Source organism: Pelosinus sp. IPA-1, from assembly GCF_030269905.1.
GTDB lineage: Bacteria > Bacillota > Negativicutes > DSM-13327 > DSM-13327 > Pelosinus.
In genome coordinates, this window is sequence record NZ_BSVC01000008.1 from 264,947 (window position 1) to 287,856 (window position 22,910).

The window sequence follows — 22,910 nt, forward strand, 5'->3', positions numbered from 1 at the left end:
ACTTGTAAGGAGAGGATTTTTGTGCTTAAACCACTGAAAATTTTGATTAGTGATGATTCATTATTATTGCGAAAAAAATTAAGAGCAGAATTAGAAAAACTAAGTTGCCAAGTTTTTGAAGCGAAAGATGGACAAGAAGTGATTGAAGCGTATGTAAAATTTTGTCCTGATGGAGTATTTATGGATATTGTTATGCCAAAAGTTAGCGGTTTAGATGCTTTGAAAAAAATTAAAGAAATAGATAGTAAGGCAAGGGTTATTATGCTCTCTTCGACAGGTACTGCCACTAAATTGCTAGAGGCTCTGAAGCTAGGTGCAATCGATTTTATTCAAAAACCATACAATAGCAATCAAATCGTGAAAGCAGTAAATGACATCATTCGAAAGGAGCGCTAAATGTTTAGTCAATTTTTTGCTCAATATATATTAAACCAAGGGCTGCTTACCACGACCCAAGTACAGGAAGCTCTTGAAAGTAGAAGGACAGTACAAGTAAAGTTAGGTGTATTGGCCATTAATCAAGGATTTTTAAATGCTACACAAGTAGAGGAGATTTACAGGTTACAGCATACTGTTGACAAACGATTTGGTGAGATAGCCTTAGATGAAGGCTATCTCTCAGAAGAGCAACTTATGATTCTTTTAGATACCCAAGAAAATAGTCATCTTAATTTTGGTCAGACAGTAGTTGATAAAGGCTTTATGACTTTAGAACAACTCGAGCACGTTTTAGACGGTTACAAGAAAGAAAGCAATTTAGGCCAGCAGTCTGATGTATCAATTCTTAAAGACCGTATTCGTACTCAATTAAACTTCTCACAAGAAGACGAAAATGTAGAATTGTATTATGATTATATTTCACTTTTTCTTCGGGCTATGGTTCGTTTTTTGGACACGAGTCCTTTTCTTATATCAATAGCTCAGGAACAGGATCAAAATCGATGGTTTGTTTCGCAAAGTATGACAGGAGATGTTATACTACATAGTAGTTTTACTGCTGAAGATAGTGTATTGCTTACATTAGCACGTCGCTATAGCGGTGAAGAAATTTGTGAAATGAATGAGCTTGCTTTTGATAGTATAGGGGAGTTTTTGAATGTTACTAATGGCCTATTTTGTATTAATCTTTCTAATATGGGATTGGATCTTGATCTACAGCCACAAACGGTTACAAAAGGTGCTGCTTTTAAGGGGAAATCCAATTATGCAATAGTGATCGAGACTGGTTTTGGCAGAATGGATTTAGTCGTGGTTGGGGCGTAATTAGTAAGAATACTGCACTTACAATAAGATGAAAATGCAGCTAATCCACAAGAAGGTTAGCTGCATTTCTGTTCTAATTGTGCTTTATTATTTAGCGTTTTCATTTGGATCAAATTGATTAACAAAATCAATAAAGGCCTTACAGGCTAGTGGCAGGATTTTATCAGGTTTCCAAATGAGCCCCATATCTAAAAAGAGGTGAGGGTGAAGGGGGATTTTGGTTACATGATTTACTACCTTAATTGAATTTTTCGGTAAAAAGGAAATCCCTACTCCTTTGGCAACTAGGGCTTTTATAGTTTGGAACTGGTTGGTGGATAAGGCTACTTGAGGTGTTATATTGTGTTTAGCATATTCCTTCAAAATGATGCTCCGTAGTACAAACCCCTCATTATAAAGGATGATAGGTTCATTTTTTAATTGTTCAAAGGTTAAAAAGGGCTCCTGGCTAAGAGGGTGGTCTGTGGGGAGGCAAACTACAATTTCCTGGGAGGTAATTAGGTGTGAATCCAGGTCTGTTAAAGTTGGTGGTAAAATGACTAGGCCAACATGCACTTCTTCACGCTTAACTAGATCAACAGCTGTGGAGGAACCATCCTCAATAACAGCCATGTCAAGGGAAGGATAATTCTTTTTGAAAGCCGCAAATAACTCAGGGAAAACATAAGCCCCTAACAAAGGCGGGACAGCAATTCGGAAGGTCCCTCTAGTTAAGTTTTTATATTCTGTCATCGTGTTTTGCGCAGCAATTATTCTGGCAAGAATGTCTTTCGCTAAGTCAAGAAACACGGCACCTTCTTCTGTAAGAAGAACTTTTTTTTGGGTTCGATTGAGTAGTTGAAAACCTAACTCTTCCTCTAATCTATGGATAGATTTGGAAATGGCGGGTTGGGATACGTGTAGTCTATTGGCAGCAATTGTGAAATTTTGTAATTCAGATACAGTAACGAAATATTCTAATTCTCTTATATCCATGTCTTTATCCACTCCATATGATAGCTTATAGTTATTATAGCATGGCTATACATAAATAAACTATTAAAGCATTAGAAATATGGGATTTATTTTATAAACTATAATGATTTTTGAAATGTACCTTTAGCCGTTATTTTTTACCCAATAACTTATAGTTATCATACCATGATTATTCGATATTTTCCTTATCCAGAAGATAGATCTATACTAAAGGTACAGAAAAGCTCATCGGAGTTATAATATAAGACATGGGTAAGGAGAAAAATTATTATGGGAAAAGAAGTAGCATATAATGAAATTGAGTCAACATTAGAAGGGCGTTATGCCTTAAATACCACTTCCGAAAATGTAGGTGTTTTATTGAGTGGTTCCCAGAAGATAGTACGTTATCAGGACAAAGAAAAAAATATATTTTATGGTGTGGTCGAGGGAGATACAATCTTTCAGCTTGTCAGTAATTTTGCCGAAATTGCGTCTGGTATAGTTACCTATGATGGTACAGAGGTTTTACTTTCTGATGTGACTATTTTAATTCCGGTAGAACCATCAAAGGTTGTAAATTTTGGTTGGACCTATGCTGGACATGCAAAAGAAACTGGTGGTACAGCCAATTTAAAAGAGCCTTTCCTGTTCTTGAAACCCCAATCAGCACTCATTGCTGATCAAGAAACTATCTGTTTGCCACCACTTGATATGACGAATAGAGTAGAACTTGAAGGTGAATTGGCAGTAGTCATCGGTAAAAGTGGTAAAAATATTAAAGAAGAAGATGCACTAAGCTATGTTTTTGGTTATACCGTATTTAATGATGTTACTGCTCGAGATCTTACAAAGACAGATCCACAGTTTACAAGAGGCAAAGGTTTTGATACCTTTGGTCCGATCGGACCATGCGTGGTAACAGCTATCGACCCTACCAATTTGCGGATTGTTACAACCTTAAATGGAAAAGTCGTGCAGGATGGAAATACAAATCAAATGTCCTTAAGTATACCCTTTTTAATTAGCTGGATTTCAAAGGTTATGACCCTGGAACCAGGTGATGTGTTAGCTCTCGGTTCACCTTCTGGAAGTTGCCCAATGAAGTCAGGGGATGTGGTAACAGTAGAGGTTGAGAAGATTGGCAAACTAACTAATTATGTAAAATAAAAGATTCATTAATGATCAAAACACAGGCTTTTTGCCTGTGTTTTTTATTGCTTTATTCATGGGTAGTGATTAGATGTTTTGTAGTTGAGCAGTAATGGTAGGATTCGTAGATGTGGCAGTAGTAATAGTTGTAGCAGTATTTTGAGTAACAGGTACAAGCGGTGGGAGATTGGCTAAAAATTCTTTTGCAATTTCTTGAATATCCTGGGGGAGTCCTATATTGGGAAAGTTATTTAATGTATAAGCTTGAATGGCTTTTAAAACATCAGGTGTAATTACGATGGTAGGTATAGGGGTTACTGTAGTATCAATTGGAGTGGAAACTGGAATGGTTGGAGTAGTAGGAGTTGTTGGTGTTACTGTATTAGAAACAACAACATGCATAGCATTGGTTATATTCATTAAGACGGGGAGATTTGAAAAAATAAAAGTTTCTAGGGTATTCCGGAAATCTACTTTCAAAGCCAAATTAACACATCCTTTTGACAATGTAATCAGCTTATTATAAAAAAAACAGGTGCCACTGCGATTACTATTATCTTACTATGCTCAAGCATTTTTAATTGGAACTAGGACTCTTAAAAAAATATTTAGCGTAGAGCAGTGTTGCTCGTTTTATTAGTTCATTTGCAGGGTTTGTTTAATCGACTATTTGTGATACTAAAAATTCTAGCCCCTGTCTTATGATAGGGGCTAGAATTAGTAAAAAGTATGGCCCTATTTCATTTCTGCCGAGGAAAAGTCAAATACTATTAAAACAATAATTGTAATTAATAAGCAAATTATCCATGCTCGCAATGGACTTTCATAATGCAGCCTGATAATTGGAAACATGGCAAAATCCAGAATAGAGGAACAGAACCATGACCAGTTATTTTTATAAGACATACCACCTATTACATTGTCGATCAATTCTAGGCTGCTAAAGAGTAAAATCCATAAGGCGATATAACCATTGGATCTACCTTTACGATTAAAAGGAAAATTTGATAGATAGATAAATGTTGCCGATGGTAATATAACATAACTATTGATCAATTCGACTGTTGTTTGTGTTTTTACAAGAGCATCTGGCTGATAATTCCAAAGTATATGATGGTATGTTAAAAAGCTAGCACCTAGGTTGATAACCATAATAAATAAGACTGTTGAATAATAATTTTCTCGGTTTTTCCAATCACCCCACTTCCATACGGCTAAGAGAAACCCAAAAACAAGAAAAATCCTAAAAAATAAAATATACCACATTTAGATTCCTTCCTTAATAGATTGTTAGATTTCTAGGCTACCTATAAAACTTACCCTATTCTAATTCTATTTTTATAATCAACTTCTTATACCCTTAAGGTAATAAAGTTATTTTTCTTTTGGATAAAAAAATAGACAAATTTAGTATGGTATAAATAGTAAAAACTAATACTATAGTGGTAACATGTAATCTACATTCTATACGAGTCGGGAGGAACAGGAATGAAAAAATATGTTTGTATCATTTGTGGGTATGTTCATGAAGGGGAAGAACCACCTGACAAATGTCCAGTTTGTAAAGCAAATAAAGATCAATTCAAGGAAATGACCGGAGATTTAGCTTGGGCAGATGAACACAGAATCGGGATTGCACGAAATATCCCTCCTGAACTGATGGATGGCCTGCGGGCTAACTTTCTTGGAGAATGCACGGAAGTTGGCATGTATTTGGCTATGTCCCGTCAAGCAGACCGCCAAGGATATCCTGAAGTAGCAGAAGCATATAAAAGAATTGCTTATGAGGAAGCTGAGCATGCTGCTAAGTTTGCTGAACTTTTAGGTGAGGTAGTCGTAGCGGATACAAAAGCGAATTTAAGTGCAAGAGTGGAAGCTGAATATGGAGCTTGTGAAGGCAAAAAGAAGCTAGCCGTATTGGCCAAAGAAAAGAATCTTGATGCGATCCATGATACAGTACATGAGATGTGTAAAGATGAAGCTAGACATGGGTGTGCTTTTAAGGGCTTACTCGATAGATACTTTAAATAAAGGAGATATTGATATGGTAAAAATTAGCTGTGAAGTAACAAATTGTTCTCATAATAAAACAGGCGTCTGTTACGCCAACTGTGTTGATATCGTTGGTAGTTCTGCGTTGAAAGACTACGACACCTGTTGTGGTTCCTTTTTAAATAAACTTCATTATGCAGAATTAACAAATAATACATTGAGTTCAGGCTCTTGTGATTGCTTGAAATGTACTGTTGAGAATTGTAGTTTTAATAGTAATCATTTATGTACTTTAGGTAACATAAAGGTTAGTGGCGATCATGCTGAATATCACACCCAAACAGAGTGTGATAGCTTTAAACTGACAAAATAGATGATTCTCCTTACCCTGAAAGAGTATCCTTAAACAATAAAAATCCTGCCAGATTTCTGATGAGAATTCCGGCAGGATTTTTTATTGAGATAAGATAAGAAAGTGTTCTAAATTTTATAATTAAGGATTTGGCATCATAGGGCAACGTGGACCATCTGGATTCGGAACATGGGGAGGACGCAGTGCTTCAGCAACCGCTTTAGCTTGTTCTTCTGAAAGTTCAGCGGCTGTCTTTATGTCGTTGATAGAATCAGGGTGATTTTTGAACTTTTCTTTAAGGTAGGTATCTCGGTCTTCGGGGCTCATATCTTTCATTTTTTCCAGGTCAGCCCTTCGCTCAGTGTCTTTTTCTCTAAAGAAAATTTTAAGCTTGTTTACTTGGTCTTGCGTAATCGTACCATCAGTGGCTAGTTTATCTAGAGCCTTGTTTATGTGTTGTTGCCTATCTTCGGGATGGGGGCGATCTTCTTGCATCATACCTGGGCCTGGCATAGGACCCTGTTCCCCGCTATGGGCTAGGGCCAATGCCCCAAAAGATAGTGTAAGGCATCCCATAATTAATCCGCTAACGACTTTTTTTGCTACTTGTTGTTTCATTTCATTCTCCCCTTTTGGTAATCTTCTTTGATTCTTATTATGAGGGAGAAATGTTACAATTTTATTACATGAAATTGTAATTTTTCTATATATTTTTCGCTTTAGTAAGATCGAACCAAAACTCGACTCCATCTGGGCGATTTTCCACACCATAGTCATTGCCATGTTGTTCTTGAATGGCCCGCACGATAGATAGACCTAAGCCATATCTGCCGTGTTCTCTAGTCCGGGCTTTGTCTACTTTATAGAAGCTTGTCCAGATTTTTTCTAAGCTTTCCTCTGGTATTGGTTGCCCCGAATTATAAACAAAGATCCTATAACCGTTTTCAGTGCCTTTTACAACTATTTTGATAACTTTCTGGTTTGTTGTGTGGTCAATGGCATTAGTAAACAGGTTTAAGAAAACTTGTTCAATACGTAATTCATCACCGTTTACCAAGTAGTTATTCTCTAGATTGATCTCCAGTGTAATTTCTTTTTCTGTTAAAATAGTAAGGTATTTTTGGACCATGTCTTGTAATAATAGAGAAAGGTTGAAATCAGTTTTAGTAAGCTTAAAAAAACCAGATTCAATTTGTGATAGATTCAGCAAATCTTTTACTAAGGCATCCATTCTTTCGGCCTCATCCATAATAACAGAACAATAATAGTTTTTACTAGCTTCATCTTGTGCGATATTTTCCTTCAATCCTTCGGCATATCCGAGAATGAGGGAGAGGGGGGTTTTTAGTTCATGAGATACATTGGAAACAAAATTTTTACGCATCGTATCCAGCTTTCTTTCTTTTTCAACATCTGCTAGCAGTTGTTGATTTTTTTTACTGAGTTCTGATATAGCGGTATCCAGTTGGTTAGATAAGTGATTAATATTTTTACCAAGTTCACCAATTTCGTCAGTACGATTGATGGTGCATTTCTGTGAGAAGTCAAGCTGGGACATGCTTTGTGCGATGCGATTAAGTTCTAGTATAGGGTGGGTAAAACGCTTGGCAAAGAAAAAAGCCCATATACAGCCTGCTAGTATGGATAATATGCCTGTAAATATAATAAACTGGGCAGCTACAGCAACGCTTTCTGATACCAAGGAAAGGGGCTGCTTTATGAGTAATAAATCTTCTTTGAGCATTTGGCGTCTGATCACCAGAAAATCGATTTTTAAGTCTGGATCTTGTTCAATTTCCAGTATCGTTCGGTTGTCGATAACTTCTCGATCTTTAATGAGAGGGGGTGGCTGGTGAGGAAAACGAGGGGGGGCTTTATCTGGGTTAGGGGGATCGGAAAAGTGCTTATGAAGCTCTTGATTTATGATAGGACCAAAGGAGCTATATTTGATATAGCCTTCCTTTGTAAAGATAAGAATTCCTGCACCAAGTGTATTGCTGACCCTTTCGAGTTCAAAGGATATTTCTTGGGGATTGCCTTGGTATAGATTATCTAAGTCCGTACTATTTGTTATCAGAACATCTTTCTTTTGCCAAAGATAAAATTTTTCTAAACCTATACGGGTTAAGCCTAACGACATGAGTACGAAAAACAATATAAGACCACTTAAGATGATAAAGAGTTTTTTACGAATGGATAAAGTCATTTTTCAACCTCAAATCGGTATCCGTAACCTCTTATGGTCTGCACAAGAGTGCTTTTCTCTCCTAATTTTGTTCTAAGTCTGTTAATGTGAGTATCTACAGTGCGTAGGTCACCAAAATAATCATAGCTCCATACCTGATTTAAAATTTGCTGGCGACTTAAGGCCTTGCCGCTGTTTTCTGTTAAATAGGCTATCAGGTCATATTCTTTTGGACTTAGATCTAAAGATTGATCATCAATGGATACTTGGCGAGCCGTTGTATTGATTTGCAATCCGTTATACTCAGTGGCTTTTTCTCCTTCTATACGTCGAAACAAAGCGTTGACTCGCGCTGTTAGAACCTTAGGGCTAAAAGGCTTTGTGACATATTCGTCGGCGCCAATTTCAAAGGCAAACAGCTGATCCACTTCTTCCCCTTTCGCTGTAAGCATGATGATAGGAATATTACTTTTTTTCCTAACTTCTCTACACACCGTCCAGCCATCATGTTCTGGCATCATAACATCTAAAATAACTAAATCGATATGTTCCTGTGCCAAAAATTCTAGTGCGACACGTCCATTATCAGCTTCCAATGTGCTGTATCCTTCGCGCACTAAAAAATCAGCTATCAATTTTCTAATACGTACTTCATCATCAACAATTAAAATTGTTTTTTGCAAGAGGTCAACCTCCTTATTTACTATGGGGCTTAATTAGTTCTATTTTAGAATAAAGACTATCAAGTAAGATGTCAATGAATAGCTATATCTATAAGGTTTTGTAACAAAACTGTAACAATTATCCTTCATAATTAAAATCAGGTAATTAGTAGGTAAAATAAGGATGAAAGTAAGAAAGCGGTGATATTATGATTTGGCAGAAAATAAAGCAATATAAAAAATCAATTATATTTGTTGTCCTTTTAGCATGTCTAGGGGGTGGTGGTGCATTATACTACAAAAAAAGCAGCACTCCTGTCGTTACAGGAACTAGGGTGACCATCGGGCGGGGGAATGTAATAGAAGCTATTTCTGCAACGGGAACTATTTCCGCAGTGAATTCAGTCGATATTAGCTCTCGGGTAACAGGACTGATTAGTGAAGTAAGAGTAAAAGAAAATGATATGGTCAAAAAGGGGCAGGTATTGGTTGTGCTGGATGACACTACGATCAAAGCACAAATTGCTCAATATCAAGCCCAAATGGAAAATTATGCAGCTACTTATGAGCGTAGTAAAAAATTAGCAGCTATTGGTGCGGAGGCATTGCAGCAACTAGACACGGATCGTACCAATTACCTAGTAGCCCAATCTACATATAATAGCAATGCATCCCAGTTAGGATATTATGTGATTACAGCACCAATTGACGGCATGGTAATTGGGACACCTACACCTGCGGGGCAGACCGTAGCTCAAGGGATTTCTACTCCCCAGGTCATCATGACTATCGCGGATATGTCAAAAATGCAAATTAAGGTTTTAGTGGATGAATCGGATATTGGTCGCGTGAAGATGGGGCAAGAGGTTTCTTTCACTGTGGATTCTTATACTACGCAAACCTTTACGGGAAAAGTAACACGTATTTCGCGGAGCGCAACTACCTCGTCTAACGTTGTATATTACCCAGTCTATGTCGACGTGGACTCTGCAGAAAATCTGTTATACCCAACGATGACTGCGAGAGTAACAATAAAAGCTGGAGAGAGCAAGAATGTATTGGTTGCCCCCTTAGCCGCTGTTAAGGAAGAAAAGGGACAAAAATACGTACAATTAGTAGTAAATGGTGCACAACAGAACACGCCAGTCAGTATTGGCTTGAGTGATGATGAAAAGGTAGAAATACGCAGTGGATTAAATGAAGGTGATGTCATTGTATTACCAGTAGCTAAAGCACGTACAACGACCACTACTCAACAAAATCAAGGGCCACCACCTCCAATATAAAGTGAGGAGAATAATATGACAATTCATTTAGAAAATGTCACAAAAGTCTATTCTATGGGAGATACGATAGTACATGCATTGGCGGGGGTTAATTTAAAAATTGCTCATGGAGAATTGACGGCTATTATGGGCCCGTCAGGATCAGGAAAATCAACATTAATGAACATCTTAGGATGTCTTGATATTCCTAGTAGTGGGTCTTATCGAATCGACGGGCAAGAAGTTGCAAAACTTAACGGTGACGAACTGGCAGCCACCCGCAACAAGAAGATTGGTTTTGTATTTCAAAACTTCAATCTTTTGCCTCGAATGTCGGCTTTGCAAAATGTTGAGCTACCTATGGTTTATGCTGGTGTGGATAAAAAGGTACGAATGGAAACGGCGACTCAAGCACTTGCTATGGTTGGTCTAGAAGAACGTAAAGATCACCGACCGAATGAATTGTCGGGCGGTCAAAGACAACGGGTGGCAATTGCCAGGTCTCTAGTTAATAATCCAGCAATTATTATGGCTGATGAACCTACGGGTAATTTAGACACAAAATCGGGTAATGAAATTATGGAGATTTTTTGTAATCTTAACAGCCAAGGGCGAACGATTATCTTAGTTACCCATGAACCTGAAATTGCTGCATTCACACGCCGGATCCTTCATGTCCGGGATGGCAAAATTGTTCGTGATGAAAAGGGGGAGGAGGCGAGAGTATGTTCTGGGAAAGCGTTTTAATTGCTTTTGAAGGGCTGAAAGCCAATAAGCTTCGCGCCATCCTTACTATGCTCGGAATTATCATTGGTGTAGGTGCTGTTGTTGCCATGGTATCCCTTGGGCTCGGAGTGCAGCAAAAGGTGCAAAATTCCATTGCAGGCTTAGGGAGCAATCTTCTTATCGTTACGCCAGGATCGAATTCACCTTCAGGGGGAGTGCGTTTGGCGGCTGGATCGAATATCACGTTAACAAAGCAAGATGGGAAAGCCATTAGTCAACAAGTAAGTGGAGTAAATGCTGTAGCACCTGCTGTTAGTCAACAATTCCAAATTATTTATGGAAATCAAAACTGGAAAACCAGTGTCCAGGGTACTACTCCCGAATTTTTAGCGATACGCAATTTTGAGGTTGCATCCGGGACGTTTTTTAGTACAAGTGACGAAGATACACGGGCACGAGTTGCTGTAATTGGTGAGACAGTAGCCACCAATTTATTTGGAGGGGTTAGTCCTGTAGGGCAGACGATACGCATCGGTCAGGCCCCTTTTCGCGTAATCGGTGTACTAGGCAGTAAGGGGCAGTCATCTATGGGCTCTGATCAGGATGATGTGATCATTGTACCTTTAACCACAGCGCAAGAGCGTCTTATGGGTATATCCTATGTACACAATATTAATATACAGGTTGAGAATGATGAAATTATGGATAAAGTGCAAGAAGACGTTGCTACATTACTCAGATCGCGTCATCACTTAGCTCAAAATACTACAGATGATTTTACAGTTCGTAATTTAACATCACTTATGACCACCATGAAAGAGACAACTGGGACCCTTACCTTATTTTTGGGAAGTGTTGCAGCAATTTCATTGCTAGTTGGTGGTATTGGTATTATGAATATCATGTTAGTTTCTGTAACAGAGCGGACTCGTGAAATAGGCATACGTAAAGCCCTGGGCGCAACTTATAAAAATATCTTGCTGCAATTTATCATAGAAGCCGTAGTGATTGGTGTCACCGGAGGATTATTAGGTATTTTTCTTGGCGTAGTAGGAGCTCGTATCGTTTCTCTGGTAGCAGGTTGGAATACAGTAATTTCTTACATTGCTATCTTTGGCGCATTTACTATTTCTGTTATGATTGGATTGTTTTTCGGAATTTATCCTGCTCGTAAGGCTGCATTACTAGATCCTATTGATGCATTACGATATGAATAAATAATATTAGTCTAAAGTATGAAAAAATCTCTTGTAGAATAATCTACAAGAGATTTTTTTACGGAATCAGAAAGTATAACACTTCCTTGATTCCAAGTAAGAACGACTAAGGCTTCTGCCTGCGTCTGAGGACTGCCCTAAGCCAAGTCTTTTCTTATGCTGATTTAGCTTCTTCCTACAGAGTGGTAAGTTGCTGGATGGTAAGCATCACCAATTCCTCGTATAGCGACGATTGTCCAGTCGCCATCTCCATCCCTTTCTAGATCTACTTTGAATCGCTGTCCAGTTTCATTTTTTATTACTTGAACAGTGGCTTGATTATTCGATTGAAAAAGAAGTCTAAAGGAATCGTTGTACTGATCAAATCCATAACTGGAAGCAAGGGATTTTGTAACAGATACAGCACTGTTGCTATAGTAGGCATAATCGTCCCAATCGTTATAACGATTGTTATCATTCCTATAATAGATTTTTCCATCTTTATATAAAGCTTGGTTATCATCTGAACCAGGCCAACTGCGATCGTGCTTATGCCAGCCATAGTTATCTCTGAGCTGTAAAGGGTAATCGCTATCTGCTGTAACTACTCTTTGATCATTACTAGTAACTAGTGTTGTTTGTTCTGTTGTAGTAGGAGGTGTTGTAGGATTTTCAGCAGCAAAAGTTTTTGCAACGGGGATACCAGGGATCGCAACGCCTGTCATAATGGCGGCTCCTGCTAACGCTGCAGCATAATGCTTATACTTGCGGCGCAGCATTTTGCGTTTTGATAATTTTCTTTCCATATAATCATCCTCCTTTAAAGTTTTATTTTTAGTTTGCCATGTTATCATCGTTGCCATCCATGGAAAAATAAAGCGAAAGTAAAAGTAAGAAATAGTTAATTTAAAAATTAATTAATTTTTAAATATTGTAGAAGGATTTTAAGCCTGCCCTGTAGAATCTATAGATAAATAAAATTTCAATGTAACTAAGGGCTCGAGATATAAATCCTACGTCTTAAATTATCTGTATTTTTAGAAAAGACAGATAATTGCCGATATAAGAAAAAATTTTATATATGGCTACATGCCAGAAGTAGGTGATAGGGGTAAAAGAAAAATTGTAGGATCCTGATTACAGAGATAAAAGAGGAGGAGGATTTTTCAATGAAAAAGGTGATTGCTCTATTACTCATGTGTGCTATGGTGCTTTTGTTGGCGGCGTGTGGATCAAGCACGAATTCAAGTACAAATTCGACCGCTAATGCCAAAAAGAAAGTAGGTATCGCAATGCCTACAAAGTCTTCAGCTAGATGGATTGCAGATGGTGAAAATATTGTAAAACAACTACAAGCTAAGGGCTATGAAACTGATTTGCAATATGGAGAAGACAATGTAGAAAATCAACTTGCCCAAATAGAAAACATGATTACAAAGGGTGCTAATGTTTTAGTTGTTGCATCCATTGATGGTGAATCTTTAACAAATGTACTGCAAAAAGCAAAAGATAAAAACATTCCCGTCATAGCCTATGACCGCTTAATTAAGAAGACTCCGAATGTAGATTACTATGCAACCTTTGATAATTTTAAAGTAGGGGTTTTACAAGCTTCCTACATTGAAAAAAGCCTAGGCTTAAAAGAAGGTAAAGGACCTTTTAATATTGAACTTTTTGGTGGATCACCTGATGACAATAATGCATTCATGTTTTTTGATGGCGCTATGTCAGTTCTGAAACCTTATATCGATTCAAAGAAGCTAGTAGTAAAAAGTGGACAAATGGACATGGGTGTATGCGCTACATTAAGGTGGGATGGTGCTACTGCTCAAGCGAGAATGGATAATTTATTAAGTAAAAATTATTCTGGTGCTAAAGTAGATGCAGTATTATCTCCTTATGATGGTATTAGTATTGGTATCCTTTCTTCTTTAAAAGCGGTTGGTTATGGCACACCAAGTCAACCAATGCCGATTGTTACTGGACAGGATGCTGAAATACCTTCGATTAAATCAATTATCAAGGGTGAACAAGCACAAACAGTATTCAAAGATACTAGAGACCTTGCTAAAGTAACTGTTGATATGGTAGATGCATTATTAAATGGCAAAAAAGCAGAAACAAATGATGATAAGACCTACAATAATGGTGTAAAAATAGTACCTTCTTATCTCTTAGTTCCTGTTTCTGTAGATAAATCTAACTATGCGAAAATACTAGTTGAGAGCGGATATTATACTGAAGATAAACTTAAATAATAGGGATCAATTTCTTATCATATAATGGATCAGATAATGTAGTGATGACTGAGAGGTCATCACTACATTAGTATATAGGATATTCGAAAGAGGGAAGACAGGGAAGGAGCTGAGGATATATGGAAGATATTATTTTGGCAATGAAGAATATTACGAAGACCTTTCCAGGGGTTAAAGCTCTTAACAATGTAAATCTAGAAGTGAAAAAGGGCGAAATTCATGCACTTGTTGGTGAGAATGGAGCAGGGAAGTCCACTTTAATGAAAGTTTTAAGTGGAGTATATCCTCATGGGTCTTATACAGGAGAAATTCATTATAATGGACAGTTATGTGAATTTAAAAATATCAAAGAAAGTGAAAAGTTAGGAATTGTTATTATCCACCAGGAACTTGCTTTGATTCCTTACTTATCCATAGAAGAAAATATTTTTCTTGGTAATGAACAAGGGAAAAATGGTCTTATTGACTGGCATGCTACAACTGTTAATACAAAAGAACTATTGGTGAAAGTAGGACTCAAAGAATTACCTAATACGTTGATAACCAACATAGGTGTTGGCAAACAGCAATTAGTTGAGATTGCAAAAGCATTATCAAAAAAGGTACAGCTTTTAATTTTAGATGAACCAACGGCTTCTTTAAATGAAGATGATAGTGAGAACTTATTAAACCTACTGTTAGATTTTAAGAAGCAAGGAATCTCCTCGATTATTATTTCCCACAAGCTGAACGAAATTTCAAAGATTGCAGATTCGATTACTATTTTGCGAGATGGAACCACCATAGAGACCTTACAGGTTCAAGAAGATCACATTACGGAAGATCGGATCATCAAAGGTATGGTAGGCAGAGAATTAACAGACCGTTTTCCCAAAAGGGAGACAGTGATTGGTGACGTTATTTTCGAGGTAAAGAATTGGAACGTATACCATCCCCTACATGGTGAACGAAAAATGATTGATAATGTAAATATTTCGATTCGACAAGGTGAGGTAGTAGGAATTGCCGGGCTCATGGGAGCTGGAAGAACAGAGTTAGCCATGAGTATATTTGGTAAATCCTATGGTCAAAAGATAAGCGGACATTTATATAAAAACGGAAAAGAAATACAATTACCGAATGTAAGCAGCGCTATTGAACAAGGGGTGGCTTATGTCACAGAAGATCGAAAACAGTATGGTTTAATTCTAAATGACGATATAAAGGCCAATATTTCCTTAGCAAATTTAGATAAACTCGCGAAGAAGCATATACTGGATGAGAATCAAGAAATCGTCGTGGCAGAAAAAAGCCGTCAGAAAATGAACATTAAATGTTCTAGTATTTTGCAGAAGACTGTAAATCTAAGTGGTGGAAATCAACAAAAAGTTGTTTTAAGTAAGTGGATTTTTACTAATCCTGATATTCTAATTCTGGATGAACCAACAAGAGGGATTGACGTAGGAGCTAAGTTCGAAATCTACAACATTATTAATCAGTTAGTTAGCGAAGGGAAGGGAATCTTGCTGATTTCTTCTGAACTTCCTGAAGTTTTAGGAATGTGTGATCGAATCTATGTTATGAGCGAAGGTAGTATTACGGGAGAACTTTCCCGGAGTGAAGCTTCCCAAGAAAAAATTATGAAATATGTAATTGATAAATAGAGGAGGGATTGTCATGGAAACATTGAAACAGATGTTTAAAAATAACATTAGAGAATATGGTATGGTCATTGCACTCGTATCCATTATGATATTTTTCGAAATAGCGAGTAATGGAGTTTTGTTAAAACCATTAAACGTAACGAATCTTATTCAGCAAAATAGCTATATACTTGTACTTGCCATTGGAATGCTACTGGTTATCGTAGCCTTTCAAATTGACTTATCAGTAGGATCTATAGCAGCATTCGTTGGCGCCATGTCAGCAATCCTAATGGTCGATAATAAAATTGGAGTTGTGCCTGGAATTCTTGTTTCTTTGTTAATCGGAGCGGTTGCCGGAGCATGGCAGGGGTATTGGATATCCTATTTTAAAATCCCAGCCTTTATTGTCACATTAGCAGGGATGTTAATTTTTCGAGGGTTGACAATGACAGCCTTAGAGGGGCAATCTAAAGGACCTTACCCAGAAGTTTTTCAAAAAATGAGCAATGGGTTTGTACCAGATCTTTTTGGCGGAACAACAATTCATATTACAACCCTTGTGGTTGGCGTTATTTTAACATTAATTTATATATACTTTGAAATAAGCCATAGAAAGGCCAAGCAAGAGTATAATTTTGATGTCATTCCTATGGAATTTCTTGCTGCGAAAATCGTGTTTGTTGGGGGTGCCATTAATTGGTTTATGTATTTACTTGCCGCCTATAAAGGCATTCCAAATGTACTCATCTTGTTATTTATATTAATTGTTTTTTACACCTTTATTACGACTAAAACAGTGGTAGGTCGTCATATTTATGCTCTTGGTGGTAATGAAAAAGCAGCAAAGCTATCAGGTGTAAAAACAGAACGAATCGTGTTTTGGGTTTTTGTTAATATGGGAGTCATGGCTGCCCTTTCTGGCTTAGTATTTGCGGCTCGCCTTAATGCGGCAACGCCAAAAGCAGGTACAGGTTTTGAACTCGATGCAATTGCCGCTTGCTTCATTGGTGGTGCTTCGACTGCAGGTGGGATTGGCGTTGTCATGGGAGCCATCATTGGTGGTCTTGTTATGGGAGTTATGAACAATGGTATGTCCTTAATTGGAGTGACCATTGATATGCAGCAAACAATCAAAGGTTTAGTATTGTTATTGGCAGTAGCTTTTGATATTTACACAAAATCAAAGCAGTCTTAGAATTGAGCTAGCTTGACGAACCAAAGCTTACGATATAAAATACACTAATAGATAAATTTGGATTTGCTAGATATATATAGTAAAGCACTATTTTTTTATAAGAATAGTGCTTTTGTTATTATATTTTGCTAGAAGACTCCAATAGATAGAAGGATTGATTTAATAAATGAAAGATACTTTAGAAAAAGCGACAATTATCTCGGAAGAGGTACCACGGCAATCTGTACTGTGGATGGCCTTTTTGCTTGGCGCCCTTGCATCTTTTGGCCCCTTATCCATTGATATGTACTTGCCCGCTCTGCCGAACTTAGCAAGCGATCTTAAAGCGAGTACGTCTTTGACCCAACTCAGTCTAACAGCTTGTTTACTGGGGATTGCATCGGGACAGCTATTTGCCGGGCCAATTAGCGATGTTTCTGGACGAAGAAGGCCACTACTGATTGGACTTGTCGCTTATGCTATTTCTTCGTTATTATGTGTGTTTTCTCCGAATATAGTAACGTTTGTAATCTTACGATTCATTCAAGGGTTAGCTGGATCAGCAGGTATCGTTATCTCTCGAGCTATTGTAAGGGATCTTTATTCAGGTTCTGAAATGACACGGTTTTTTTCTTTATTAATGTTAGTTAATGGCGTTGTTCCCATTATGGCTCCCATTGTGGGTGGGCAGGTTTTAGAAATTACCACGTGGCGGGGCATTTTTGCTGTATTATCGGGAGTCGGTATCCTTATGCTTATGGGCGTTGTTTGGGGCTTAAAGGAAACGTTACCGATTCCTCTTCGCTCTAAGAGTGGTGTTCAAAATACGTTATGCACTTTTATGAAATTATTTAAAAATCGAACTTTTATGGGCTATGCACTTACCCAAGGATTTGTTATGGCTGCTATGTTTGCCTATATTTCTGGGTCACCTTTTGTACTCCAGAATGTTTTTAATGTTTCTCCTCAAATGTTTAGCTTACTTTTTGGTATAAATGGTCTAGGAATCATTATTGCAGGACAAATTACCGGTAGGTTAGCAGGAAGAATTCATGAGACAAAACTTCTCGTCGCAGGCCTTGCAATTGCCTTTGTGGGCGGAATTTCTCTACTGGCTGGAGTTTTACTTGGTGGTGGGCTTTACACCCTCTTAATTCCTTTATTTTTTGCCGTTTCTAGCGTAGGGGTTGTGGGCACAAGTACTTTTTCCTTAGCAATGCAGGATCAAGCCAAATCAGCAGGTAGTGCATCGGCTTTGATTGGTCTATTATCCTTTGTTTTTGGCGGATTTATGGCACCTCTTGTGGGAGTGGGTGGAAGCCATACTGCTATCCCAATGGGAATTACCATAGCCGTATCGGAAACAGCGGCTGTTATGTCGTATTATTTCCTAGTCAAGAGTAGATAGAGTAATAAAACGAGTCATCTTTGTGCTTCCTGCTAGAAATATTGAAAAAAAATTGTTATACTAACATATTAGTATGACATGAAGGGGAAATGATAGGGAGTATGGACGTAAGTGTAATCGAAAGAAATCCGCAAGAATCTACTCGGGAATATGTATATCGATTTTTAAAATTTAATATAATGGAATTAAAGCTAATACCAGGTAGTGCTTTGTCAGAGAAAGATATAGCCCTATTACTCGGGGTAAGTCGTACTCCTGTTCGTGAAGCATTTATTCAATTATCCCAAGAATATTTGCTGGATATCTTGCCACAAAAGGGAACCTATGTATCTTTGATTGATATTGAGAATGTTGAGGAATCTAAGTTTTTACGCGAAACAATCGAAAAAGCAGTAATCGAGATCGCTTGTGTAGAATTTCCTAGTGACAAGCTTTTTGAGCTTCAATCAAATATTGCCCTCCAGGAATTATGCATTAAAGAAAAAAATTATCTAAAGTTTTATGAGCTTGATGAAGCAATGCATAAAACAATTTTTGTGGGCTGTAAAAAGGCACGTATTTGGTCTATGATCCAACAAATGAATACACATTATAATCGAGTCAGAATGTTAAATATGGCTGGTGGTTATAATGTATTGCCTGTCTTAACACAGCACCAGGAACTTGTTCTAGCGATTAAAGAAAAAAATGTAGATTTGGGAATGCGGACGATTGACCGCCACTTGAATAAAGTGAAATTTGATATTCAGGATTTATATCGAGATTATGTTGATTATTTTAAACAAACTCAGGCGACGATGCGATAAAGTTTGGCGCAATAACTCATATTTTATAATTGTATAAATTGTGCAATATAGCTACCTAAAAGATTTTAGGTAGCTATATTTATATCTAGCCCAATATGCAGAAATGACTAAGTTAATTTCTGATTTATCAGTATTATCTAGTAAATACTTTAAAATACAGATTTTATTAGACAATACTAGTAAATGGTATTTACACTAATATGGTAGTATGGTAGAATCGGATTAACAAGCAGATGTCATTAACAAAGTCGTTAGAAATAAATCCATTGCACTTACTGTTAATGAAATCGGTTTGGCTATTTTAATTTTAAAGGAGGCCGAATACAAAATGATTATGTCATTTCGTTGGTACGGTAAAGAGAATGATTCCATATCCTTACAAAATATACGTCAAATTCCCGGCATGAAAGGAATTGTAGGGGCTTTATTTGATGTGCCTGTTGGTGAAGTTTGGCCAATGGACAAGATTCTGGCATTGAAACAGGAAGTCGAAGAGCAGGGACTACTACTTGAGACGATTGAAAGTGTTAATATTCATGAAGATATTAAGCTGGGACTGCCATCTAGAGATCTATATATTGAAAACTACATCACATCATTGAAGCATCTTGGACAAGCGGGAGTAAAAGTTGTCTGCTACAACTTTATGCCTGTATTCGACTGGACACGAACCGATTTAGCGAAAGTACTTCCAGATGGTTCAACTGCTTTAAATTTTGATGTTCGATTGATTCAAGGCAAAGATCCGCAAAAATTAGTAGAAGAAATGCAGGCGAACTCAAATGGATTTGAACTTCCAGGTTGGGAAGCGTGGCGCTTAAAAGAATTGAAGCATCTTTTTGATTTATATAAAGATATTGACGAAGAAAAACTATTTAGCCATTTAGAATATTTCTTGAAAGCTGTAATCCCTGCAGCAGAAGAATATGGCATCAAAATGGCAATCCATCCAGATGATCCTCCTTTTTCCGTATTCGGTCTTCCAAGAATTGTAACCTCTAAGAAAAATCTAAAACGAATTGTGGATATGGTGGATAGCACTAGCAATGGATTAACAATATGTAGTGGATCATTGGGTGCCAATTTAGAAAATAATATCCCTGAAATTATTCGTTACTTTGGTGATCGAGTTGCCTTTGGACATGTGCGTAACGTGCAGGTTCATGAGCCTGGAATCTTTAATGAAACAGCTCACAAAGCAGACGAAGGTTCTCTTGACATGTATGAAATTATGAAAGCATTTTATGATATTGGCTTTACCGGACCGATTCGCCCTGACCATGGCCGGATGATTTGGGATGAGAAAGGTAGACCAGGATACGGCCTATATGATAGGGCCTTAGGTGCCAATTATTTATGTGGTCTGTGGGATGCTATTGTGAGAAGCGAAAGTAAGTAATTAGATCGGAAAGGAGCTTTTTCATGTTAATCCTAAATAAAGAAAATATTAAGAATTCCAGATTATGGGAGCATGCAGGTATAGAAAATCTTAAATTTAATTATGAGAAAATGTCAGCTTTGACCAAAGAAAATCCTACATGGGTACACTTTGGGGCTGGAAATATCTTTAGAGGATTTATTGCTATGCTGCAACAATCACTACTCAATACGGGATCAGTAGATACAGGAATTGTTGTAGTGGAAACTTATGATGAGGAAATTATCGAAAAAATATATACTCCTTATGACAATTTAGGTTTATTAGCCATTATGAATACAGATGGTAGCTTAGATAAAAAAATTATCGGCAGTATCGGTGAAAGTCTAATTGGAGATCCTGCCAGAGAAAATGACTGGCAGAGAATACAAACTATCTTTTCTAAGCCTTCACTACAATTAGCAAGTTTTACAATTACAGAAAAAGGCTATAGCTTAAAGAACGCGGCAGGAAATTTTTCTGCCGATGTACAGGAAGATATGAATAAGGGGCCAGAAAAACCCAAAAGTGTGATGGCTAAAGTTGCATCATTGGCTTACACCCGCTATCAACACGGAGAACTACCAATTGCTTTTGTCAGCATGGATAACTGTTCCCATAATGGCGATAAACTTTTTAGTGCCGTAGAAACAATTTGTAGAAAATGGGCTGAGTTAGGTTTGGTTGAAGAGGGATTCTTGAAATATATAAATACTCCTGAAAAAGTCTCCTTTCCCTGGAGTATGATTGATAAAATTACACCTAGACCTGCCGAAAGCGTTAAAAATACATTGAATCAAAATGGCTTTGGCAGTACAGAGATTCTTTGTACGACAAAAAACACATTTATCGCTCCTTTTGTGAATGCAGAGAAACCTCAGTATTTAGTAATAGAAGATAAATTTCCTAATGGTCGTATGCCCCTAGAAAAGGTAGGCGTAATCTTTACTGATAGAGAGACCGTAGATAGAGTTGAGAAGATGAAAGTGTGTACTTGTTTGAATCCGTTGCATACTTCTCTTGCAGTTTTTGGTTGTTTGTTAGGGTATACGTTGATTGCCGATGAAATGAAAGATCCAAATCTAAAAAAATTAGTAGAAAAGATCGGTTACGAAGAAGGTATGCCGGTAGTTGTAAATCCACAAATCCTGGATCCAAAAGCTTTTATCAAAGAAGTGATTGAAGTAAGATTCCCTAATCCTTATATTCCTGATACTCCACAACGAATTGCATCCGATACATCGCAAAAGGTAGGAATACGTTTCGGAGAGACAATCAAGGCTTATTCTGAAAGAGCTGATTTAGATCCAGCAAGTCTTACTTTTATTCCTCTTGTAATTGCTGGATGGTGCAGGTATTTAATGGGGCTTGATGACCAAGGTAAGGAAATGAGCTTAAGTCCTGATCCAATGTTATCTACTTTAAAGAACTATATCTCCGGCATAAAGCTAGGGGATGTAGAATCTGTAAGAGATTCTTTACAGCCAATACTCACAAATGAAGAACTTTTTGGTGTAAATCTTTATCAAATTGGTTTAGGTGAAAAGATTGAGGGTTATTTTAAAGAAATGATTACTGGAGCAGGTGCCGTAAAAGCTACCTTAAAAAAACATTTAAAGAATTAAAGAATTCCATATCATTATATAAGATGTATATAGTAGATAAACCCAGGAGCATCGGCTCAAATACGCTTCTGGGTTTATATTACAGAGAGTATATATCCTGTTTTCTTACTTGTGATCTAATAAGCTATATTAGCTTTTAATTCGTATGTAAGTATAAAGAGAAAAAACAAAATCTTTACACTTATCGAAACATATTAAATTTGCTGAATTATATGTATTCACACCAATACAGCAAGATTTCCTCACACCGGATGAAATAAGGAATGTTTAGTAAGAATTGGTATTAAATTATATATGAGGAGATGATATTTTGGCAGATTCAAAAGAACCCGCGCAAATTCAAAATAACGGAGTGAAGTGGATATCAAATTTACTTGTATCTATCGATAAGGCTTTTGAAGAATTATCAAAGATATTGTTGCTAACAATGATCGTGATTGTATGTTTTCAAGTATTTGCGAGAAAATTGTTCAGCTATACACCAACTTGGTCTCTAGATGTCACAATATTTTTACTTATATGGTTTTCATTTTTGGGCATTGCGATGGGCTTCCGGGAAAGAATACACCTTGCTTTTACTTCCATCACATTTAGCAAAAAAGCAGATGTTTATATTGAAAAGGTCATTTCGATTACTGAAATTGTCTTTGCATTAATATTGATTGTTTATGGATCAAAGCTTATGATGAACGACTTTGGCCAAACTATTCCTACCATGGGTGATTTGCCTATAGCCTACAGAACTCTCGCAATACCGGTATCAGGTGTTCTTATTCTGTTCTATGGTATATTTCAATTTTTTGGTGTTGATTTGAAAAGACATAAAGGATTAGGTGGTGGGCATTGATGG

General features: G+C 37.2%; 23 protein-coding genes. 16 read left to right on the plus strand and 7 right to left on the minus strand.

The genetic code is table 11. The annotated features are described in order from the left end of the window. The first annotated feature begins 21 nt into the window (after positions 1–21). Together QSJ81_RS20105 and QSJ81_RS20110 are read left to right on the plus strand one after the other, a co-directional pair. Positions 22–396: a response regulator gene (locus QSJ81_RS20105; protein ID WP_285719128.1), complete on the plus strand. Its 375-nt coding sequence runs from the start codon at positions 22–24 to the stop codon at positions 394–396. Then, a complete protein-coding gene (locus tag QSJ81_RS20110) occupies positions 397–1,263 on the plus strand; it encodes a cyclic di-GMP-binding domain-containing protein, MshE-related (RefSeq protein ID WP_285719129.1) in 867 nt (288 codons plus the stop codon). 87 nt (positions 1,264–1,350) lie between these two features. Here the strand turns inward: QSJ81_RS20110 and QSJ81_RS20115 are convergent, their stop codons facing one another. Continuing rightward, complete coding sequence (locus tag QSJ81_RS20115) at positions 1,351–2,238, minus strand: LysR family transcriptional regulator (protein WP_285719130.1); 888 nt, start codon at positions 2,236–2,238, stop codon at positions 1,351–1,353. A gap of 270 nt (positions 2,239–2,508) precedes the next feature. Here QSJ81_RS20115 and QSJ81_RS20120 point away from each other — a divergent pair, with 270 nt between their 5' ends. Further along, positions 2,509–3,387: a fumarylacetoacetate hydrolase family protein gene (locus QSJ81_RS20120; RefSeq protein ID WP_285719131.1), complete on the plus strand. Its 879-nt coding sequence runs from the start codon at positions 2,509–2,511 to the stop codon at positions 3,385–3,387. A 69-nt stretch (positions 3,388–3,456) separates the two neighbouring features. On the opposite strand, the gene QSJ81_RS20125 is transcribed toward QSJ81_RS20120, so the two are convergent. Together QSJ81_RS20125 and QSJ81_RS20130 are read right to left on the minus strand one after the other, a co-directional pair. Then, positions 3,457–3,855, minus strand: coding sequence for a hypothetical protein (locus QSJ81_RS20125; protein WP_285719132.1), 399 nt, complete (start codon positions 3,853–3,855; stop codon positions 3,457–3,459). A gap of 249 nt (positions 3,856–4,104) precedes the next feature. After that, a complete protein-coding gene (locus QSJ81_RS20130) occupies positions 4,105–4,635 on the minus strand; it encodes a CBO0543 family protein (protein ID WP_285719133.1) in 531 nt (176 codons plus the stop codon). A gap of 222 nt (positions 4,636–4,857) precedes the next feature. Between QSJ81_RS20130 and QSJ81_RS20135 the strand changes: the two genes are divergently transcribed. Together QSJ81_RS20135 and QSJ81_RS20140 are read left to right on the plus strand one after the other, a co-directional pair. Continuing rightward, entirely contained in the window at positions 4,858–5,400 is a 543-nt protein-coding gene (locus QSJ81_RS20135) for an NADH peroxidase (RefSeq protein ID WP_285719134.1), read from the plus strand. Positions 5,401–5,413: 13 nt separating this feature from the next. After that, positions 5,414–5,734, plus strand: a complete 321-nt coding sequence (locus QSJ81_RS20140; RefSeq protein ID WP_285719135.1) for a DUF1540 domain-containing protein — start codon at positions 5,414–5,416, stop codon at positions 5,732–5,734. Positions 5,735–5,854: 120 nt separating this feature from the next. On the opposite strand, the gene QSJ81_RS20145 is transcribed toward QSJ81_RS20140, so the two are convergent. The 3 genes from QSJ81_RS20145 to QSJ81_RS20155 all read right to left on the minus strand — a co-directional run bounded on the left by QSJ81_RS20145 (position 5,855) and on the right by QSJ81_RS20155 (position 8,581). Continuing rightward, positions 5,855–6,331, minus strand: a complete 477-nt coding sequence (locus tag QSJ81_RS20145; RefSeq protein WP_285719136.1) for a hypothetical protein — start codon at positions 6,329–6,331, stop codon at positions 5,855–5,857. An 85-nt stretch (positions 6,332–6,416) separates the two neighbouring features. Further along, positions 6,417–7,919 (minus strand): sensor histidine kinase, encoded by a 1,503-nt coding sequence (locus QSJ81_RS20150; protein WP_285719137.1) that lies wholly within the window; start codon positions 7,917–7,919, stop codon positions 6,417–6,419. Beyond that, complete coding sequence (locus tag QSJ81_RS20155; protein ID WP_285719138.1) at positions 7,916–8,581, minus strand: response regulator transcription factor; 666 nt, start codon at positions 8,579–8,581, stop codon at positions 7,916–7,918. Before QSJ81_RS20155 ends, QSJ81_RS20150 begins: the two co-directional genes overlap by 4 nt. Before the next feature lie 188 nt (positions 8,582–8,769). Here QSJ81_RS20155 and QSJ81_RS20160 point away from each other — a divergent pair, with 188 nt between their 5' ends. From QSJ81_RS20160 to QSJ81_RS20170, 3 genes are read left to right on the plus strand one after another with little or no spacing between them, the layout of a single operon-like run. Then, the gene (locus tag QSJ81_RS20160) at positions 8,770–9,846 is read left to right on the plus strand and encodes an efflux RND transporter periplasmic adaptor subunit (RefSeq protein ID WP_285719139.1); all 1,077 of its coding nucleotides are present in this window, start codon (positions 8,770–8,772) and stop codon (positions 9,844–9,846) included. Between the two features lie 15 nt (positions 9,847–9,861). Next, positions 9,862–10,572, plus strand: coding sequence for an ABC transporter ATP-binding protein (locus QSJ81_RS20165; protein ID WP_285719140.1), 711 nt, complete (start codon positions 9,862–9,864; stop codon positions 10,570–10,572). Continuing rightward, complete coding sequence (locus tag QSJ81_RS20170; RefSeq protein WP_285719141.1) at positions 10,551–11,768, plus strand: ABC transporter permease; 1,218 nt, start codon at positions 10,551–10,553, stop codon at positions 11,766–11,768. The genes QSJ81_RS20165 and QSJ81_RS20170 overlap by 22 nt, the downstream gene beginning before the upstream one ends. Positions 11,769–11,932: 164 nt before the next feature. Here QSJ81_RS20170 and QSJ81_RS20175 read toward each other — a convergent pair whose 3' ends face one another. Beyond that, the gene (locus QSJ81_RS20175; RefSeq protein WP_285719142.1) at positions 11,933–12,553 is read right to left on the minus strand and encodes a hypothetical protein; all 621 of its coding nucleotides are present in this window, start codon (positions 12,551–12,553) and stop codon (positions 11,933–11,935) included. Between the two features lie 363 nt (positions 12,554–12,916). On the opposite strand from QSJ81_RS20175, the gene chvE reads away from it, so the two are divergent. From chvE to QSJ81_RS20215, 8 genes are all read left to right on the plus strand, one after another. Then, entirely contained in the window at positions 12,917–14,005 is a 1,089-nt protein-coding gene (gene chvE / locus QSJ81_RS20180; RefSeq protein ID WP_285719143.1) for a multiple monosaccharide ABC transporter substrate-binding protein, read from the plus strand. A gap of 119 nt (positions 14,006–14,124) precedes the next feature. Then, positions 14,125–15,648: a multiple monosaccharide ABC transporter ATP-binding protein gene (gene mmsA / locus QSJ81_RS20185; RefSeq protein WP_285719144.1), complete on the plus strand. Its 1,524-nt coding sequence runs from the start codon at positions 14,125–14,127 to the stop codon at positions 15,646–15,648. Between the two features lie 13 nt (positions 15,649–15,661). Continuing rightward, positions 15,662–16,825, plus strand: coding sequence for a multiple monosaccharide ABC transporter permease (gene mmsB, locus QSJ81_RS20190; protein ID WP_285719145.1), 1,164 nt, complete (start codon positions 15,662–15,664; stop codon positions 16,823–16,825). 166 nt (positions 16,826–16,991) lie between these two features. Next, positions 16,992–18,212, plus strand: a complete 1,221-nt coding sequence (locus tag QSJ81_RS20195; RefSeq protein WP_285719146.1) for a multidrug effflux MFS transporter — start codon at positions 16,992–16,994, stop codon at positions 18,210–18,212. An 89-nt stretch (positions 18,213–18,301) separates the two neighbouring features. Then, positions 18,302–19,018 carry a GntR family transcriptional regulator gene (locus tag QSJ81_RS20200; protein WP_285719147.1) on the plus strand — a complete coding sequence of 239 codons (717 nt, stop codon included), beginning with the start codon at positions 18,302–18,304 and terminating at the stop codon, positions 19,016–19,018. Between the two features lie 328 nt (positions 19,019–19,346). Beyond that, positions 19,347–20,417 carry a mannonate dehydratase gene (gene uxuA, locus QSJ81_RS20205; RefSeq protein ID WP_285719148.1) on the plus strand — a complete coding sequence of 357 codons (1,071 nt, stop codon included), beginning with the start codon at positions 19,347–19,349 and terminating at the stop codon, positions 20,415–20,417. Between the two features lie 23 nt (positions 20,418–20,440). Next, positions 20,441–22,060: a mannitol dehydrogenase family protein gene (locus QSJ81_RS20210; RefSeq protein WP_285719149.1), complete on the plus strand. Its 1,620-nt coding sequence runs from the start codon at positions 20,441–20,443 to the stop codon at positions 22,058–22,060. Between the two features lie 310 nt (positions 22,061–22,370). Then, positions 22,371–22,907 (plus strand): TRAP transporter small permease, encoded by a 537-nt coding sequence (locus QSJ81_RS20215; protein ID WP_285719150.1) that lies wholly within the window; start codon positions 22,371–22,373, stop codon positions 22,905–22,907. Positions 22,908–22,910 lie beyond the last annotated feature (3 nt).

What these genes read in the sequence shown, in the direction of transcription:
- QSJ81_RS20110 (WP_285719129.1), top strand. Translation starts at nt 397, where the DNA reads ATGTTTAGTCAATTTTTTGCTCAATATATATTAAACCAAGGGCTGCTT.
- QSJ81_RS20115 (WP_285719130.1), bottom strand. Translation starts at nt 2,238, where the DNA reads ATGGATATAAGAGAATTAGAATATTTCGTTACTGTATCTGAATTACAA.
- QSJ81_RS20120 (WP_285719131.1), top strand. Translation starts at nt 2,509, where the DNA reads ATGGGAAAAGAAGTAGCATATAATGAAATTGAGTCAACATTAGAAGGG.
- QSJ81_RS20130 (WP_285719133.1), bottom strand. Translation starts at nt 4,635, where the DNA reads ATGTGGTATATTTTATTTTTTAGGATTTTTCTTGTTTTTGGGTTTCTC.
- QSJ81_RS20135 (WP_285719134.1), top strand. Translation starts at nt 4,858, where the DNA reads ATGAAAAAATATGTTTGTATCATTTGTGGGTATGTTCATGAAGGGGAA.
- QSJ81_RS20140 (WP_285719135.1), top strand. Translation starts at nt 5,414, where the DNA reads ATGGTAAAAATTAGCTGTGAAGTAACAAATTGTTCTCATAATAAAACA.
- QSJ81_RS20145 (WP_285719136.1), bottom strand. Translation starts at nt 6,331, where the DNA reads ATGAAACAACAAGTAGCAAAAAAAGTCGTTAGCGGATTAATTATGGGA.
- QSJ81_RS20150 (WP_285719137.1), bottom strand. Translation starts at nt 7,919, where the DNA reads ATGACTTTATCCATTCGTAAAAAACTCTTTATCATCTTAAGTGGTCTT.
- QSJ81_RS20160 (WP_285719139.1), top strand. Translation starts at nt 8,770, where the DNA reads ATGATTTGGCAGAAAATAAAGCAATATAAAAAATCAATTATATTTGTT.
- QSJ81_RS20165 (WP_285719140.1), top strand. Translation starts at nt 9,862, where the DNA reads ATGACAATTCATTTAGAAAATGTCACAAAAGTCTATTCTATGGGAGAT.
- QSJ81_RS20170 (WP_285719141.1), top strand. Translation starts at nt 10,551, where the DNA reads ATGTTCTGGGAAAGCGTTTTAATTGCTTTTGAAGGGCTGAAAGCCAAT.
- QSJ81_RS20175 (WP_285719142.1), bottom strand. Translation starts at nt 12,553, where the DNA reads ATGGAAAGAAAATTATCAAAACGCAAAATGCTGCGCCGCAAGTATAAG.
- chvE (WP_285719143.1), top strand. Translation starts at nt 12,917, where the DNA reads ATGAAAAAGGTGATTGCTCTATTACTCATGTGTGCTATGGTGCTTTTG.
- mmsA (WP_285719144.1), top strand. Translation starts at nt 14,125, where the DNA reads ATGGAAGATATTATTTTGGCAATGAAGAATATTACGAAGACCTTTCCA.
- mmsB (WP_285719145.1), top strand. Translation starts at nt 15,662, where the DNA reads ATGGAAACATTGAAACAGATGTTTAAAAATAACATTAGAGAATATGGT.
- QSJ81_RS20195 (WP_285719146.1), top strand. Translation starts at nt 16,992, where the DNA reads ATGAAAGATACTTTAGAAAAAGCGACAATTATCTCGGAAGAGGTACCA.
- QSJ81_RS20200 (WP_285719147.1), top strand. Translation starts at nt 18,302, where the DNA reads ATGATAGGGAGTATGGACGTAAGTGTAATCGAAAGAAATCCGCAAGAA.
- uxuA (WP_285719148.1), top strand. Translation starts at nt 19,347, where the DNA reads ATGATTATGTCATTTCGTTGGTACGGTAAAGAGAATGATTCCATATCC.
- QSJ81_RS20210 (WP_285719149.1), top strand. Translation starts at nt 20,441, where the DNA reads ATGTTAATCCTAAATAAAGAAAATATTAAGAATTCCAGATTATGGGAG.